This is a genomic window from Pseudomonas sp. GW823-FHT06E10 (genome assembly GCF_058794995.1).
Genome location: NZ_JBXAHJ010000026.1, coordinates 1 through 17962, shown reverse-complemented (window position 1 = coordinate 17962; position 17962 = coordinate 1). Strand labels below are relative to the sequence as shown.

Below are 17962 nucleotides of genomic sequence, written 5' to 3'. Positions count from 1 at the left end.
CTTATTTGTTGGTTCGCAATGCCGGGACGTATTACCTAGTGTGCTTTGAGGTAGAGAATGATTTTTGCCCAGCCAAGAAAACACTTCCCAGTCCAGCAAGCCTGCGGCATACAGCGGTTTCAATGAGCAATAAATTGCATAGGTTTACAAGGTTTTGGCTGCCTTCGCTTGATGAAGGCATCGCTGAATGGAGGGGGGGCGCTCTGGGATTATCGTGAGCGCGTTGAGCGAGACTTATCGCGACTGTCTGATTAGATGCCTTGAGTGAAAATGAGTATTTCTTCTTCGTAAAAGCCCGACTAGCGTTTGCCGCGCCTGGTCGATCCGCATTGGATCACCACTCCTATGCCTCGATACCAATCGCTGACCTGCCTGACTGCGCCTCACCGCGACCTCGCGCACCTATCTGCGCTGCTCAATTGCCGTTAAAGTGCGGCAAGCTCAGAAGTTTTTTTCAAGGATGCTGTTCGGATGGTTTCACCGACTCAACCCAAAAGCTTGATTTTTGACTTGGAAGTCGTCCCCGGCAAAGCCAATCAACCAGACCGCATCTTTATGGTTGGCGGAATGCGTCCCGACACGGAAGAGGAGCTCGAACGTAAGGTCGACAGGGATCTGCCCGCAGTCCTCGAGGCCCTGGATCGCATAGGGCATGGCGCCAGCTTCGTACTCGGCCATAACGTCATCGACCATGACTTGCCGATACTCCAAGAGCAAGCTGCGAACCTGGCCTTACACCAGCTGCCGGTGATCGACACCCTGCGCCTATCGCCGTTGGCTTTTCCGCAGAACCCGTATCATCGCTTGGTCAAGGACTACAAAATCATTCGTGACAGCCTCAACTCACCGCTGTCTGATTGCCGCTCCACCCTGACACTGTTCAACGACCAGCGTCAGGCATTCGCAGATCTAAACATTAAGCATCATACCGAACTGCTCTGCTACCAAGCGCTGCTCGCCTCAACGCCGAAGAGCTACCTGGGGCCGCTCTTCGTCTCGATCACTGGCCAGGAGCCAAGTAGTCTCCCAGAATTACGCAATCTGATTCCCGAGTTACTTAGGGAAACTGACCCGACCCTGACTCGTACTTTCAAGGTCTGCAGCACCCGTCTGAACGAGTTGCTGGAAACCGACCTCATGGACGAGACACTGCATTGGCCATTAGCTTATGCGCTGGCCTGGCTGCGCGTCTCGGGCGGCAACTCGGTTCTGGCGCCCTGGGTGCGCCACCAATTTCCCGCGGTCAGTCGGCTGATCGCCGAGCTACGCGACGTACCCTGCGGAGAAAGCCACTGCGGCTACTGCAGCACTACTCATGATCCCCGCCACGAGCTCAGGCGATACTTCGCCCCAATTCAGGATTTTCGGACTGAGCCCGACGGGCGCCCCCTACAGCATGACGTGGTGCTGGCCGGTATGCAGGGCATGCACGTGCTCGCGATTCTCGCGACAGGGGGCGGCAAATCCCTGTGCTACCAACTGCCGGCCCTGAATCGCTTTCACCGCAACGGCAGCCTGACAGTCATCATCTCGCCGTTGCAGTCACTGATGAAGGATCAGGTCGACGGTCTTCTTGCTCGCAACGTCCAATGTGCTGCGACCTTGAACGGCCTGTTGACCATGCCTGAACGGGCCGAGGCGCTAGAGAAAATCCAGTTGGGGGATGTAGGCATTCTGCTGGTCTCGCCCGAGCAGTTTCGCAACAAGGCCTTTCGCCGCGCGATCGCCCAACGCCAGGTCGGCGCCTGGATCTATGACGAAGCGCATTGCTTGTCCAAATGGGGCGCAGATTTTCGCCCGGATTACCTCTATGTCTCGCGTTTCATCAAGCAGTTCACCGGTGACGGTCAGCTCGCGGCGATCGGCTGCTTTACGGCTACTGCCAAGCCTGACGTGCTTGAGGACATCGAGCAGCACTTCGAAGAGCAGCTGGGCATCACCTTTAAGCGCTTCATCGGTACTCACGAGCGTACCAATCTGCACTTCGAAGTCCTGCCCTGTGCCCGTTCAGAGAAGCGCCACCACACTCAGGCGCTACTTGCGGAAGAGCTAGGCCGTAACGAGGGCGGCGCGGTGATCTTCGTGTCTAGCCGCAAAGGCGCTGAAGAACTCGCTGATTTTTTGATCGGCCACGGTTGGGCCTGCAAGCATTTTCACGCTGGGCTGGAGCCACACGAGAAGAAGGACATTCAAGACGCCTTCAAGGCTGGGGAACTCAAGATCATCGTGGCCACCAATGCCTTTGGCATGGGCGTAGACAAATCCGATATTCGCCTGGTGGTACATGCTGATATACCGGGATCGCTGGAGAACTACTTGCAGGAAGCTGGGCGCGCTGGGCGCGATCAAGGGCAGGCTCGATGCGTGCTCCTGTATGACGCTCAGGATATCGAAAACCAGTTCGGGATGTGCGAAGGGTCGAAACTGACCCTGCGTGATATTCAGCAGATCCTGCGCAAACTACGCAAGGAAAGCGACCGACGCAAGGGCGGCAGGCTCGTCATCACTGCCGGCGAAGTATTGATGGACGAGCAGGTCGAGACCAGCTTTGAGGCCGGAGAACGCGATGCTGAAACCAAGGTCGTCACGGCCGTGTCCTGGCTTGAGCGTGGGCAGTTTTTAAAGCGGGAGGAGAATCAGACCCAGATCTTTCCGGCAAGCCTGAAGCTGACTAAGGAGGAAGCCGACAAGCGTCTGATTACCGCCAAACTGCCGGCCAGACGGCTGGAAGAATTCAAGGCCATTCTGAGTTACCTGTACGAGGCGAGTGCTGATGAGCGCATCAACACCGACGCCCTGATGGCACTGACCAGCCTCACGTCCGAAGAGGTCACAGCGACACTGCGCCAGATGGAGGACTTGGGACTTTTAGTCAACGACTCCAAGCTCACTTTGTACGTCCGGCATGGCGTTGTTTTCCCTTCCACCCAACGTCTGCAAGCCACCTTAAAGCTTGAGTCTGCCCTGTTCGACCTGCTGCAGGAATTGGCGCCGGAGGCCGAGAGTGGGGAATGGCAGGATCTTACCGTGCCACTGTTGACCTCGGCGCTCAAAACAGCCACCGGCAACAAAGATCTGATACCGCTACACGTCCTGCGACTGCTGCGCAGTCTGGCCCAAGATCACGACAGCGAAAGTCAACTGCGTAGCAGCTTCGAACTGCGTCAGATCAGTCAGGATTTCCTCAAGCTGCGTATTCGCGGTGGGTACAGCTGGAACGGTATTCAAGGGTTGGGTGAGCGCAGGCGGGCCTTGGCTGCCGTGGTTCTCCCGTTTCTGATTGGCAAATTGCCGCCGGGCTCACGTAACAAGGATCTGTTGGTCGACACCACGTTCGGCGAGCTCATGAGCCTGATTGAACAGGATCTAGAGCTGCGCTCCAGAATCCCGGAGTCGCAGCGCCGCAAGGCCATTGAGCACGTACTGCTGTACCTGCACAAGCAAGACGTGCTTACGCTGAACCACGGCATGACTGTCATGCGTCGCGCTATGACGATCGAAGTCAACGCGGAAAAACGTACCGGATACCTCAAGGATGAGTACCAGCGCCTTGATGAGCATTACCGAGAAAAACGTATTCAGGTTCACGTTATGCGCGAGTATGCAGAGGTTGGGCTCGGCTCGATGCGAGAGGCCCGTGACCTGGTTCAGCACTATTTCACGCTAGCTAAACAGGAGTTCATTCGCCGCTACTTCGTAGGTCGCGAGGAGGTGCTTAAGCTAGCCACGAGTGAAGAGTCCTGGCGTAGCATCGTCGAGAGACTCAGCGCTGCCCAGCGGGTTATTGTGTCCGACGACGATGACGTGAACCGCCTGATTCTGGCTGGTCCAGGTTCCGGCAAGACGCGCGTGATCGTGCACCGTATCGCTTATCTGTTACGAGTTCGGCGTGTGCCGGCGCGCTGCATCGTGGCTCTAACTTTCAACCGTCACGCGGCCAACGAGATCAAGCAGCGCCTGCTCAAATTGGTGGGCCCCGATGCCTTTGGGGTCAACGTGATGACTTATCACCGCATGGCGATGCGCCTGACTGGTACCCGCTTCGAGCGAGGTGAAACGGTCGAGGAAGGGCGCCTGGTCCAAGTGATGGGAGACGCTGTTGAGTTGCTCGAGGGCAAGCGTCAGGTAGAAGGCGAGGACGATCTACGCGAGCAACTGATGCGAGGCTACCGCTACATCCTCGTCGATGAATACCAGGACATCGACGACCTGCAGTATCGACTCGTGAGTGCATTGGCCGGGCGCAAGTCCGAAGAGGAAGGACGTTTGTGCATTTTGGCGGTAGGTGACGATGACCAGAACATCTACGCCTGGCGTGATACCAATAATCGATACATAGAGCGCTTTCGCGAGGATTACTCGGCCACAAAGAACTATCTGGTCGACAACTACCGCTCCAGCGGCTGCATCATCGATGCGGCCAACAGCGTCATTGGCCGCAACCCCGATCGGCTCAAAAAGGATCACCCGATTCAGATCGACACTGTTCGCCGCGCACGGCCGAAGGGCGGCGATTGGGAGACCCTGGACCTCGAGCGGGCAGGACGCGTGGTTCGCCTGAGGATAGAGGCTGAGGGCGACACGAGGGCGAACCTGCAGGCCCAAGCTGCGATGTCTGAGCTGCAGCGTCTGCTCAGTTTGGACACCGAGGATTGGCAGGGCTGCGCGGTGTTGGCCCGTACTCACCAGTACCTGCTTCCCCTTCAGGCTTGGTGTGAAGCTCATGGCGTTCCGTATTGCCTTGCTGCTGACAAGGAAGGTGTCTTGCCTTTGACCGCTCAGCGCGGCTTCGTGCAGGCTGTTGAAATACTACGCGGGATTACCGAGCCGCTGAGTGCTTCCGAGGCATGGGCATGCATGAGCGAAAGGCAGCTCGCGCCGGATTGGCACGGCATATTGGCCACCACCTTTGAACAGCTCACAGCAGAGTTCGGACAATGCCCTCTGAGCGCCCAGACGCTGGTCGATTGGCTCTACGACTATTTCCGGGAGCTACGCCAGCAACCCAGGAATGGACTTTACCTAGGTACTATCCATTCTGCCAAAGGATTGGAGTTCCGCCACGTTGTAGTGCTTGATGGCGGCTGGTCCACTCAGCCGGAAACTCTTAGCGATGAACGCCGACTTTACTACGTGGGCATGACCCGCGCCGAGCAAACCCTGACCGTGTGTGAATTCCCTGGGGGCAATCCCTTCAGCCGCCAACTTACCGAGGAGGTCATGGGTCGCACCTTCCAAGGTGAATTCCTCGCAGAGCTGGAGAAGCGCTACCTACAGCTCTCTTTGAAGGATATTGATCTCGATTATGCTGGGCGCCAGAACCCTACGGCATCAATACATAAGACATTGGCGGCGCTTGAGCCTGGCGACACGCTTGCGTTCAAGGCTCATGAAGGGAGATATCTGATTCAGGATGCGGACGGTCAGGTTGTAGGCCGTACAGCAAAGTCATTCAATCTGGACCTTGAGATTGAGGATTGTGAAGTGGCAGCTGTTTTGGTGCGGCATTCTGATCGGTGTGAAGAGGCCTTCCGAGCCCATCATCGTTCGCAAGAGTGGGAATTAATCGTGCCGAGAATTGCTGGCCGGGTCGTAAAGAGCAGTGCAAAAGCCTGAAGCTACCTGAAAAAAGGAAGCAACCCATGGCGTAGCTCTTCAAGATTCGCAGTCTTGCTGCAGTTCAGGCTACTATCGATGAGTTCGTCCAGCTTGGCTGCACAATGTTTTTTTGGAGCACTATGGTTTTGAGATCCGTAACGGTGTGGGACATCGATGCTCAGCTACGTCAAACTGACTGTCTGAATATTTGAATAGGCATTTGTAAGCCTCACGGATTGATAATCTTTTGCTGATCAACGCTTGTTTCTGTGTTGGATATGGAAATACTCGTTTCTTTGAGCGGGACCTCACCTACCGACAGTGCACGCTCGATTAGCAACTCGCTGCCTTTGTCTTTCAACACTGCTTGCAGCCGCTGAAACTCGCTACACCAAATGGTTTCAACATCTCGATCCCGGGCCTTGTCACGGTCGCTGCTGAGGGCGACTGCACGAACTTGCATGCGGCCATTGTCGGCCTTGCCGCCAACTTCCACGCCGTAGCCGGGAGTAGAGGTTTTGCGCAGAACGACCTTGCCGGTTTCTGCCCAGGCAGTAGCCATGCCTTCGCGCACTTCGTAGCCGAGACTGGCCAGGCCTCCGAGCACAGCTTCGCGGCGGGCGAGGGCAGTCTGGGCCTGTAAATGAGCCGCAATAAGGCCTTCGCACTGTTCGATTAGCCCGGCCATCGCCGCGAGGTCGGTGACTATGGTGCAGGTAGCGATCTGACTCAGTAGAGAAGCGTGTTCAGCACCTGCCCATGTTTCGATTTCGCTGGACAGGTCTTGTAGCTGTTCGAGGCACCCGCGTTTGTTATGGAAATCACGGGTGGATGTGGCCAGGTCGAGTACTAGGCTGTCCAGCAGCAGGTTGCGCCGCTGCGCTTGGGTTTCTTCTCCGGCTCCTTCCAGTGCCTGGAGAAAGGGGGCGGCACTGTCGGTGCCTTGCAGTAGTTCCAGTTCGACGATATACCGGTCGATGCGTTGCAGGCGTACATCCTGCGATGCCTCTGGTTGTCGGGCCATCATCCAGTTGGCCAAGGAGAGTTTAGGTTCCTCGACTTTGAGTTGCTGCGCCAAGGCACGTTGGGCTTCGCTCAGAGATTCTTTCTGGCTGGTCTTGGCCAGTTGGGCGAAACCCTCGGCCAGTAGACGCTCTCCGTCATCCTGGCTGGTACCTTTGGCTAGTCGCGAGAGTGAATGCAGTAAGGCTTGATCGTCGCCTTTGGGGTTGGCTTGCAGGGCATTGAGTAACGTCGCGGCGTTTTCCTGGAGGCGTCGTTCGCGTTGGCGTCGCTCGGCGGCGCGAATGATCGCGCGTTCTTCGCGATCCTCCAGGTCACGGCGCAGGTGCTCGATCTCAACAGGCACGGCCTTCTGCAGTTCGGCAAAGCGCTCCTGCGCGAGCAAGGCGCTCAGGCGATTGCGTCTGGCTAAGGTGGCGACGCACTCCTGTTCGCTTAGCTCCCCGACCTTGCTGGCTTGCGCCTGCCAACGTGCCACTGCGTACTCCAGGCGTTGCAGGTGGCCTTCGCAGATGGCGATAACTTCTTCGCGGGTGACAATTCGAACGACCTTCGGACCACTCATTGGCAGGATTCCGTATTGGTTGTAGTGGGCGTTTGTTGCGACGGAAGCGTGGCCTGCATTGCTTGCTCGATGGCTTCACGCAGACGTACGCGCTCGCTTTCGCCATTGTGATACCAAGCCTTTGACGAGACCCGGTGGATATGAGGGATGGCCCGTTGAAGCACGGATGGGCGCCAGATCTCCCGCGCGCGAGCGCGTTCGAGCAGCACGTGGCATGGGGCATCGCATTCGATGCCGATGGCGTACAGACCCGTGCTGGCGTTCTCGATGGCGAAGTCGAGACCGAAAGCATCGCCCTCGTTCGCGGGCGCGGCCTGCCAGCCTAGGGAGTGGATGAACTCGCCGACCAGTCTGACGAAACCATCACGCCGCTGACCTTTTTCGCGTTGCTTGCTGTTGCGATCCGTCTGCAGACGCTCGAGCAGCCTGCCACTGCTACCGAAATCGCCCGAGGAGAGCACGCGGGCGTACTCCAAGTAGCCTTGCAGGTAATCACGCGGGCTGTTGGGCGCGCGATGCGTGTTGAGCATGTCGGAGATATCGGCGATCGGCATCGAGGTGATCATCACCACCTTGCGTCGTGCACGGGTCACAGCCACATTCAAACGGCGCTCACCGCCAGTCTGCCCAAGCACGCCGAAGCTGCGGCGGAAGGTTCCCTGGCTGTTGCGACCGAAGGTGGAGGAGAAGATGATGATGTCACGTTCATCGCCCTGCACGTTTTCTACGTTCTTGACGAACACTGACATGTCCTCGCCTTCCTCGCTGCGCTCGCGCTCCTCGGCGTATGCAGTACGGAACAACTCGTCCTGCTCGGCACGCTGCTCAAGGTGCTCCTCGATCAGTTCGGCCTGCTTGCGGTTGAAGGTGACCACACCTACCGAAGGCCGCTGGCCATAGGGTTGCTGCCAGAGTTCGTTGAGGTATTCGACGACCCGTTCGGCTTCATCGGCGTTGCTCTGGTTCTGGTACAGGCCACTAACTTGGATCAGCTCCAGCGGCTTGATACGCAGGATGTTCGCCTGCGGATGACGGACCGGGACGTTAAGACGATTGCCGTAGAACGAGGCGTTTGAGAAACCGATCAGCTCACGATAGGCCGAGCGGTAATGGATCTGCAACGTAGTGTTGGGCAGGGCGTTGCGCGCCAATTGCAGCAGGTCGGGACAGTCCTTGATCTCGCGACGGTTCCAGGTGTCTTCGAAAGCTTCGCGTTGTTCCTCATCAGCGTCTGCATCAGGCTCGTCGCCGTCGAACACTTCGGCTTCATCGCTTTCGATGCGGCTGGAGAAGAATGCTGTCGGTGGCATTTGCTTCTCGTCGCCGCTGACCACTGTGACCTGGCCGCGAAATAGGGTCGGCAAGGCGAACTCCACGGGCATCTGCGAGGCTTCGTCGTAGATCACAGTATCGAACAGGCCGGCCTTGAGGGGCAGTACGCGGCTCGCCACGTCCGGGTTCATCAGCCACACAGGGCGCAAGCTCATTAGGCCGAGGTTGCTGCCCAGTTCGATGAACTCGCGCAGGCGCCGCGAGCGCTTACCGGTCAGGCGGGTGACATCCTCCCACTGCTTGCGATTGCCTAGGCGAGCGAGGTCGATGCCATTCGCCAGCAGTTCGCGGTTAAGCACGCGCATCTGTGCATCGGCTTGTGCGAGGCTGGCGACCTTGGCTCGAGCCTCGTCCTGGCTGAACAGCAGTTCGGGGTGCGCCTGCTCGACGCGATGTTTCCAGCCCAGTCGCGCTTCGCGGTTAAGCAAGCGCCTCACGGCGGATTCGAGTTGTTCGGGTGCGATATCGTCCAGTTGCTCCTGGCGCTGGCGCAGCAGTGCGAGCAACTCCAGCTCCGGCGCGGCCAGTTGGCCAGCACGGCCGCGAAATGCCTGATAGTCGGCGAGGAAGGGCTGCGCCTCATGCAGGCGATCAAGTATCAATTGATTATTCAGGTTGTGCGCGATGGCGTGTTGTAGTTGTTGCACCAGGTCATCGCCCAGCCAATCGCCGAGCACCTTAAGCTGGTCGAGGCTGGATTGGCGAACGCCGTGGCGCATCAGCGAGGCGTCGAGATTGTTCAGCAGCGCCTCGAGGTGTTGCTTGTCCCCGGCCAGGACGGCCTCGTCGGCCTCCTGGGGGCGCGGCGATTGTGCTATGGCATGGGCCAGAGCCTGGATCTCCAGCAGGTTGCGGATGTCGCTCTTCACTGCACTGATCAGTTCTAGGCAGGCTTGCTGACTTACTGTCTCCAGCTCTAATGCCTGATGCAGTGTCGCCAGCTCGGCGCGCAGAGGACGCCACTGGATTTCCAGGCAGATGGCGGCGTGCAGGATCGGGAGGACTTCAACGGTCAGGCTTTGCCCCTGCTCTTGAAGGAAGTTGCGCAGGCGCTTGCGCCGCAGCAGATGCAACGGGTTGATGTTCGCCAGCCAGGAGCGGGTGGCCATTACCTTGGCGCTGTCGTGCTCCAGATGCCTGAGCGCCTTGCTCTCGACCAGGCTGAGTGCTGGCGACAGGGTGGCTGCGTAGTGGTCCTGGTCCAGTTGACCGAGCTGCTGATCGAGCTGGAGCAGTTCGCCAAGAATCGACTCACCTTTTGGCGTCTGGACGGCTTCGCGGCTGCGAAACAATGGCAGCCAGCGCGCTAGGCGTAGGCGTTGTTCTTCATTCAAACCGAGCAGAGTAGCGACATGGGTCGCTATCCAACTGCGGTACGGCGTCGGATCGTCGATTTCGAAGCTGGCGGAATGCGCCTGCAGCGTAGCCTGACGGTTGATCTCGGCCTGGGTGAAACTGTGCAAGTTGTCGGTGAAGGCTTGTAATGTCGGGCGGTCGGCGGCGAAAGGCTGCAACTGTACCAACGGGCTGCCCTCGAAGCGAGCTGGCAACCACAGGCGTATCAGAGGGGCGCAGTTTTCTACTATGCGGGTCAGGCTGGCAGGGTCCAGGGGGGCCAAGCGTTGACGCAAGGCCGGAAACTCGATTGGCGCCGGGCCGGACTCCAATTCAATAAGTTCGCCGAGCAGTTGGCGATAACTCAGGCCGGAGTGTTCATCGAGGCGATGCAGGCTCTGGTGGAAGCGGTCAAGTTCGCCCTCCAGGGCTTCGATACGGGCCGCGACCTCCTCGCGTTGACGCTGCCAGCCTTGCGTCTGACTGCAATCGGTGAACAAGTTTTCCAGCTGTTCGCGGATACTACGGATAACCGGCTCGCGGTCTCGGTTGACGTCATTGAGCATGACGATGCGTTGGCCCAGACCTTCGGCCATCAGGCGCTTGTACACCACTTCTAGTGCCGCATGCTTCTGGCAAACCACGAGCAAACTGCGTTGACGGCCGATGGCGTCGGCGACCATATTGACGATGGTCTGACTCTTGCCGGTGCCTGGCGGCCCCTCGATCAGAAGCCCCGGACTCTGACGTGCTTGGATCACCGCTGCTTCCTGCGAAGGGTCGCTGGCCACAGTAAAGAACCGCTGCAGTTCGTTTGTCGATACCTCGGGAATTGCCGCGTCGGCGGCTTTGAGGCGCAATGCAGTCTCCAAGCCGGTGCCGGCAGGCGACAGGTTCTTAAGCAGGCGCAAGTCTTCGCCGATGGCTTGCCCCATGAAAGTCACATGAAACAGTACCGCAGCGCAGCTCAGTTCATCTTGGTAAGGAGCAATTTCCACTGTACTGGCCGGCAAGCTGCCGAGCGTCCGCGAGCGGATGGTGGCGAGCATACCGAAGGCATCCATTACATCCGCGGCGCGGATCGACGAGCGGCCCAGAAGTTCATCGGCGGTCTTGCGCCAGCGCTTAAAAGTTTCGACGCCAAGCACGCTTTCCAAGGCGGGGTTGAGCCGGACTTCTTCACGCTCACTGTCGAAGGCCAGTGCGGCATGGCCACGGCTGCCCAGCTCAAGCAGCAGTTTCACCGGCCATAGCAGCAACGGGATGATCCGCGTACGCGTGGTGCCACGTGCATCTCGGCTGAGCAGGAATGGGAAGCCAAGGTACAGGCCATCGATACCAGTGTCGCGTTTGTACAGCGCGCTCTGCCGGTACAGGGCGTGCAGGCGTGATTCCAGTCGGTCGATGAGCTGGAAGCATTCCGGGTCGAGGTTTACTGCGTTGGCATTGCGTTGCAGGAGGTGGTCGAGTAAGGCTGTGGCCGGACTGCGTTCACTATTCAGTTCGTTGACATCGACGCGTGCGGTGGTCTTGCCAATGCTCATGCGCACCAGGGGGCCGCGCATCACGGCTGTTACCACCTTTTTCTCGAAGAAGTCGAGGATTTGCGAGACATATTGCTGCTTCTGTGGTTCCAGCCACTGGTTCGACGGGATGGCCAGCAGTACCAAAGTCTGAGCCAAGGGCATGCGCCGCTCCAGGCGAAATTGCTCGGCCCACTCGTCCACAGCCGGTACTCCGCAGCGAGCAAAGCCGCGGATGCGTTCATCGACGCTGCGGTACAGCTCCATACGCGAATGCAGCAACAGTTCGGCTGCTGCTTCCGCGTCGAACCAGCCAACATTGGCAGTCCTGGCCAGCTCAGCGGCCTCTTCGACGATCGAGGTGGCCGAACGGAATTGGCTGATTGCGGCACTAAGCAACACGATTAGATCTTCTTCAGCGATCACTCGGCGTTCCGACAAACACATTAGCCCCGGGTGATCGGTGTCTGGAAGCAGTCGTTGACGTTCCTGCCACTCTGTCGCCAGCTTGGCGCGCGATGTCGACAATAGGTAAATCCGCAGCGTCTCCTCGACCAACTCGATGTGTTGATGTAGGGCTCGCTGGCGGACGCTCTCCCCGCGGGTCTTCAGGCGCGACAGCCAATGGTCAGTCTGTAGTTGATCTAGCAGGTCTGGGACCGAACCGCTGATCAGACGATAGCCTTCCAGTGGGTGTTCCAGCAGCCATCCTGGGGTGACAATGTCGCCGCGATGGATCAAGGGGATTTCCGGGTTGAGAGCCTTCAGTGCCAGCATGAGGCGGAAGTCATCTTCGATGCCCTCGTGCTGGACAATCTGTCGCAAGCCTGCGATCAGGGATGGAGCTAGGCCGACCTGCTCCGCCCAAGTCACGATCACACCGCGTATCAGATGGTCCAGAGCCTGTTGCCAGTTGTCCGCCAGTGCCGCTGCCAGGGCGAATACGCCGGGTTTGTGGTAAGACCGTGGCCCCAACTGCAGTGTGGCGCCTTCGCCGCCGTCATTCTGTTGGACGGAGGAGGCGGGTGCCTCGACCGCAATGCCGTTGAGCCAGTCCTCAACTTGTCGCCATTGCCAGCGTTGGTGGCGGTCGCGAGCCAGCAGACCACGCAGCAGCAGATTCAGTTGCGGGTCGAGGTCGTCAGGGATCGGCACGCCGTTGGCCAGCACGTGGATAAGGAAGGCATTGGCATTAATGCCATTGAAGCAGGCACCCTCGGTCAGTTGCTCGAGCAGGACCATGCCTAGGCTCCACCAGTCAGATGCCGCAGCAACACCTCCAGCGATGGCCTCGGGCGCCATGTATCGACTGGTTTCTAGTGGCGACACAATATCTAAGTCGAACTCCGAAAGGCGTGCTGAACCGAAGCCGCTGATCACCAGGTCTAACGGGTCGCGGGAACGTACCAGCAGGCTGGCCGGGCGCAGATCACGGTGGCGCAGACCTGCCTCGTTGAAAGAATGCAGTGCTTGGCCCAGTTCACTGACCACGTAGCGAACGCTTTCGCTATCGCGAATCACGTTGCCAAGGTCTAAAAGAGTACCGCCGTTGAGTTCTTCGATGACCTCGAAGGCGCGGTCATCCCAGCGACCAGTGGAGATGATCTCAGGGACATGTTCGCGCGGCAGACGGCGGATCACGTCGTAGATCGCCGGATCCGGTTCGGCACCCTGTCGATATAGGGTTAGCACTGCTTGCTGCGCGGTTTCGTCGTGTTTGGCGAGGTATCGCTCATGCACGCCATCGGTATTGCTGATCTGTCGGATCAGGCGCCAACCATCAATTAAAGTTTCAGTGGTGGTCTCTGGCTCGCCGATTTCTGACTCAGAGACGGAGGGCGCCACAGCTTGCGCAAGTGCCCCACCACATTCGAGGCACATCAGGTCGCCATCGTCCATCTGGTGACCGTTTTCGCAAACTAAAGCAAGGACGTTGTCCTGTGCCGGGCTAACATCGGCGATGCTCTCCTGGGTGACGATAGCCTGGGGGCGCCATCCATCAGGGTGGATGAGCTCACCGGCAAGGTCCCATCCGCAGGACTGGTCCCGGATAGACCCCTCGCAAAACATCTCATGGAGAGCGCGCTCAGTTTTGCAATTGGGGCAGAAACGTATCATGGGGTGTACTCCACTCAGCGGCGTCGTGGTGCGTGTGCACTGATCTGTAAATGGTGGCCCTGGTCCTGCAGTAGGTCGCGCAAACGCAACAGGTCACCGCGCTGGGGAATTCCGGCCATCCACACGCTGCCCGTTTCGTCGAACATCAAGTCGAGCACCTTGTCGGCGGGCTCGAGTGGGCGATCGTAGTCGCCCAGGCGCGTCCGGCCTATTGGGGTGAGGAGACTAACGCGTTGGTTGTCGCTGCCACGCAGGGCCATGGTTTGGCTGAGTGTTTCGTCATAGGGGTCACTGATCAAAGCGTCGATCAGGCCGTTAGCCTTGCGCAGTTTTTCGTCGAGCTTTTCGAGGGGGTAGCCGCTGTAGACCAAGATATCGGCCTGGCTAAGACGACGCAGGCCTTGGAGCAGGCGGAGCAGGGCGTCGAACTGGTCGAATGGTTCGCCGCCGGAAATCGTGATGCCCTCTGCCTCGCGCAGCCAGGGCGTAATCTGTTCAAGCAGTTTCGCCGTCGACAAACGGAGATGTCCTGCCCCCCATGTGTCGGCAGAGATACAGCCAGGGCAGCGGATGCTGCAGCCTTGGAACCAAATGCCCAAGCGTCGACCTGGACCGAGGGTAGTAACCGGAAAGTGCACGCGCGACAGGCTCAGCTCCATGTTCAGTAACGTTCCATTGTCAGTCCGCGATTGCTCAACTCGGTGATCCTAAAATGTTCGCCTGGGCGCGCATCCTGGTCGAACAGAGCTCGTGACAATGGGTTAAGCAGATTTGCCTCCAACTGATTGCGGATGCCTCGGCCACCGTTGGACAGGTCGTGCAAGCATAGTCCTTGCAAGGTCTGGCGCGCCTGGATTGTAAGTTCGATGAAGAGGTCCTGCGCCTCTAGGTCGCTGAAAGTGGTGTTGACCATCTGGTCGAAGATCTGCACGGCGATGTCTTCACGAATAAAGTCGAAGACAATGATGTTCTCACCGATGCGATTGAGAATCTCCGGACGGTTCAGAACCAGCTTGAAATGCCGGTCGATTTCACTGCGCACCTTGCTCTGGACCTGCTCGAAGGCTTCACCTGGTATGACATTGGCAACCCGTTCGCCATTGTCGCCATAGCGGTAGATGCCCAGGTTGGACGTGAACACGATCAGTGCTTCGGAGAAGTACACCCGATCCCCTCGGCCGGAGGTGAGCACGCCGTCGTCGAGGATCTGCAGGAATTTGTCAAGGATGCGCGGGTGGGCTTTTTCGATTTCATCGAAAAGCACCACACTGAAAGGTTTCTCGCGGATCGCATTAGTTAGTTCGCCGCCGACGTCATAACCCACGTAGCCAGGCGGTGCGCCAATCAAGCGTTGATCGGCATGCTCGGCACTGAACTCAGACATGTCGAAGCGAATGTAGGCGCTTTCGTCGCCGAATAGCAGGCTGGTGACGGTTTTAGCCAATTCTGTCTTGCCCACCCCGGTCGGGCCGGCGAGGAAGGCAACGCCCCGGGGCCTATTGCCTTTGCGGCCGGCTCCGACGCCGGTCATCGCTCGTTTGACGATGTCGAGCATGTGAGTGACGGCGTGCTGCTGGCCTTTAATCCGCTGGTGGACGATGGCGTCAGCCTGGCGGATGCGCTGACGGTCGATTTTTAGCCAAGGATCCTCTGTGACACCGATCTTGTAGCGGCGTACAGCATCGGCGATCTGCTCCATGGCCACGCCCTCGACCCGTGCCAGTTGCGCGATTGCACTGAGGTCGAGCAACAGCAGCCCTTCGGTGTTCTGTACGAATACGTCCACGGCCTGGCGAGTGGCCTCTTCGTTGGCACCCTGGTTACCATTGAGCCCTTTGAGTAGGGCTGGTGCCAGTGCACGACGCGCCAGTTGGTCGGGTTTGGAAACAGGGATGTGGCGCATGCGGGGATTATCGATCAGCAACCAATCGGGCAGATCACCTTCCTTTTCTACCAGCCAGAGAAGGGTGTTGAAGAACGGTCTGCGCAATTCCGTGGCTGGACGGCTGCGAGCCTGATGGGACAGCACCAGAGCCTGAGTGAACATTTGATGTTCGACAGCGGTAAGTGAGTCGTTGCGCACTACCAAGCGCGAGGCGAAGTCGATCAACAACGCGATGGGCTCGCCGGCACGGCCAATCAAGCGCGGTAAAGTGGCGCCGAGTAGGTCAACTCCTGCTGGCGCGATACCGTCAACTGGGGTCAACCCGAGTTCCTGCATCAGTGTATGGCCGGCCGTCGGGTCAGTGCCAGGGATGCTGATCGCTTGGAAGCCGGATACCGGGTCCCAGGCGAGTACATGGGCATACCCTGCATTGAGCAAGGCATTGCAGAGAGTCTGGTTGAAGCTCTGCGCGGTTACCGTGCCAGGCACAACTTGACTGGCCTGCAGGTCGCGGATGTTGCCTGACAGAACGAACTGGCTCTTCAGCGGCAAGAAGCGCAGAAGGTCACGAAGCCAACGTGGGCTTTCAAACATCTTATTCCCTGACATGTTTCAGCTCGTAACGTTGGTAGATACACGCAGGGTATTGCCCAACGCGAGCATTTTCCAGTCCATCGCTACGAAAGGTCTGTCAGAAATAGTGGTAAATGTGTTGGTCTTAGGTAAACGCCTGGTCAATGCCCCTTAACTGGTTGCTCCAAGCGTTTCTCAAAGCGAATTTAACCTTCCGCTAGACTCTTCAACTGCTGCCAGGGGAGGTTTCGATAGAGGCGACTGCTGTGGCGCTGTATTGGGCGCGCAGCGCAGCACCCGTGGAGCAGTAGTGGCCTGTCGGCGCAAAGCAGCTTCGGCAAATCATCAGGTGGTCTATGTACAAATCACGGGCTTGGCGCCACTCAGGTGAAGCGGTGGCGGCGGTGTTATGGGCGCGTTGCTCGATAACCGAACGTATCGTTGCCGGAGGGGCGGCAAGTAAATTCGTTTCATCAACTACATGTTTTTTCGGGGGAACCGAGTATCCCGAGGGAACCGCTAGTAAGGACGCGGGTTCTAGCGGTTCCCTTTGTTTTTCTTGTTGGGGAACTGGGGGAACCGCTTCTGCAGTTAGACGCCAAGCTAGTTCCAGCAATTTGCCCATTTTAATACGCCCCATCCGGCGTAGTTTCATCTTCATCCGTTAGGGCGAGGTGGTAAAGTGGAATCTTTTCTCCCTCTATACTTACCCGCTTGGCGTTCTTACCGCCGCTGCTCTCAGTGATCCAGCCTACTGCGTTTAACGAACTGATGATGCGGTTTATGTCGTAGTTGCCCGTTGCGCGGCATAGTGCTTCGCTGGTGAACAGCCAAACGCGTCGGTCTCCTTTCGAAGTGTGTACCGTCTTCCACCAGCCGGCACGATCTCGAATGGGCAGGGATGGTTTATCATGCAACTTCGAAAACATTGCCTCCCCGTAGCGGGAAAGGAAATTGCGAATGTTGGTCAATATTTTGGCATCCTCGCTTAAATACTTACCTTGATTACTGCGCCAGTCGTTGTACAGCACCAACATGGCATCACGGACTGAACCTTCGGGTACAGGCAATATTCCCCAGGCACTAGCCAGCTCACCAGCCATTGCCACAATTGCAAAATGTTCTGCTGCTCGACTTTCCTGTCCGTTAACGGTCGAGAACAATCGACGCAACTCCACCAGCATTGTGGGCAACTCGTGAATTTCACCGCATTCCAGCAGTTTGATAACAAACTCCGGGCCCGCATGTCCGTAGTGCGTCACGCTTGCGCTGAGAATGGCGTCGGCGAACTCACGCCCTCCAGGCAAATCATGTAATTTTGCCTATGCACCGAACTCGAACTGGTCAGCACGCACGTTGAGCATGCGCAGTTCCTGGCCTGCGCGGCTATGCCTTCCTGCCTCAGCCATGTGCTGAGATAACGTCAGCTCGCCGGATGAAAGCAACATCAGCCGCCAGCGCCGATTTTTACGCGCGGAACCCGTACGCGTTGCTCTGGCCCTACCAACACCATTGGAAACGCAATAGACCGTTGCGCCGATCTCCTTCGGGTCAGCTTCGCCAATCTCGTCCAAAGCCAACAGAGTGTCGTTGTGCAGGTCAGCCACACCTTCGAGGCCGTTGCTAGTGGTACGCCACGACCGCATGAACTCTTTGCCATGGCCCCATACCGATGAACCTGCTTGAACAGCAGCGGACTTGCCTTTGGAGCTGTCGCCGTAGAGATGGAAGCCTCTACCATCGCGTTGCAAATGAAACAACAACGGGCCGGCCAGTGCCGTGCATACCGCCAACATCAAGATTGGATTAGGGGCGAGTGTGTGAAACGCAATTGGTGGGGTGAACCAATAAAACGTAGTTCACCCTCAAAGCGTCCCTCACGCCCTTCATCAGAATTCTACCTATTCATCTTCTGCCGCCACGCGCGGCATGGTGTAGTGGTCAACTAATCCCGGACACGACGTTAAGTTTTTCTTCGGCGCGAGCTGGCGCCAGCCCGCCGTTGAATTG

7 protein-coding genes are annotated in these 17962 nt (G+C 58.0%); 1 reads left to right on the top strand and 6 read right to left on the bottom strand.

Going from position 1 to position 17962, the window contains the following annotated elements; all coding sequences use genetic code 11:
- The first annotated feature begins 471 nt into the window (after positions 1–471).
- Positions 472–5616: a RecQ family ATP-dependent DNA helicase gene (locus AC1Q6Y_RS27425; RefSeq protein WP_492625587.1), complete on the top strand. Its 5145-nt coding sequence runs from the start codon at positions 472–474 to the stop codon at positions 5614–5616.
- Positions 5617–5827: 211 nt separating this feature from the next.
- Here AC1Q6Y_RS27425 and AC1Q6Y_RS27420 read toward each other — a convergent pair whose 3' ends face one another.
- The 6 genes from AC1Q6Y_RS27420 to AC1Q6Y_RS27395 form a co-directional block, all read right to left on the bottom strand.
- Positions 5828–7186, bottom strand: coding sequence for a hypothetical protein (locus AC1Q6Y_RS27420; RefSeq protein WP_492625586.1), 1359 nt, complete (start codon positions 7184–7186; stop codon positions 5828–5830).
- Positions 7183–13494 (bottom strand): AAA domain-containing protein, encoded by a 6312-nt coding sequence (locus AC1Q6Y_RS27415; RefSeq protein WP_492625585.1) that lies wholly within the window; start codon positions 13492–13494, stop codon positions 7183–7185. Before AC1Q6Y_RS27415 ends, AC1Q6Y_RS27420 begins: the two co-directional genes overlap by 4 nt.
- 14 nt (positions 13495–13508) lie before the next feature.
- A complete protein-coding gene (locus AC1Q6Y_RS27410; protein WP_492625584.1) occupies positions 13509–14153 on the bottom strand; it encodes a 4Fe-4S cluster-binding domain-containing protein in 645 nt (214 codons plus the stop codon).
- A gap of 2 nt (positions 14154–14155) precedes the next feature.
- Positions 14156–15988: an AAA family ATPase gene (locus tag AC1Q6Y_RS27405; RefSeq protein WP_492625583.1), complete on the bottom strand. Its 1833-nt coding sequence runs from the start codon at positions 15986–15988 to the stop codon at positions 14156–14158.
- A gap of 590 nt (positions 15989–16578) precedes the next feature.
- Positions 16579–17136 (bottom strand): hypothetical protein, encoded by a 558-nt coding sequence (locus AC1Q6Y_RS27400; RefSeq protein WP_492625582.1) that lies wholly within the window; start codon positions 17134–17136, stop codon positions 16579–16581.
- 138 nt (positions 17137–17274) lie between these two features.
- The gene (locus tag AC1Q6Y_RS27395; protein WP_492625608.1) at positions 17275–17754 is read right to left on the bottom strand and encodes a DUF927 domain-containing protein; all 480 of its coding nucleotides are present in this window, start codon (positions 17752–17754) and stop codon (positions 17275–17277) included.
- Between the last annotated feature and the right edge of the window lie 208 nt (positions 17755–17962).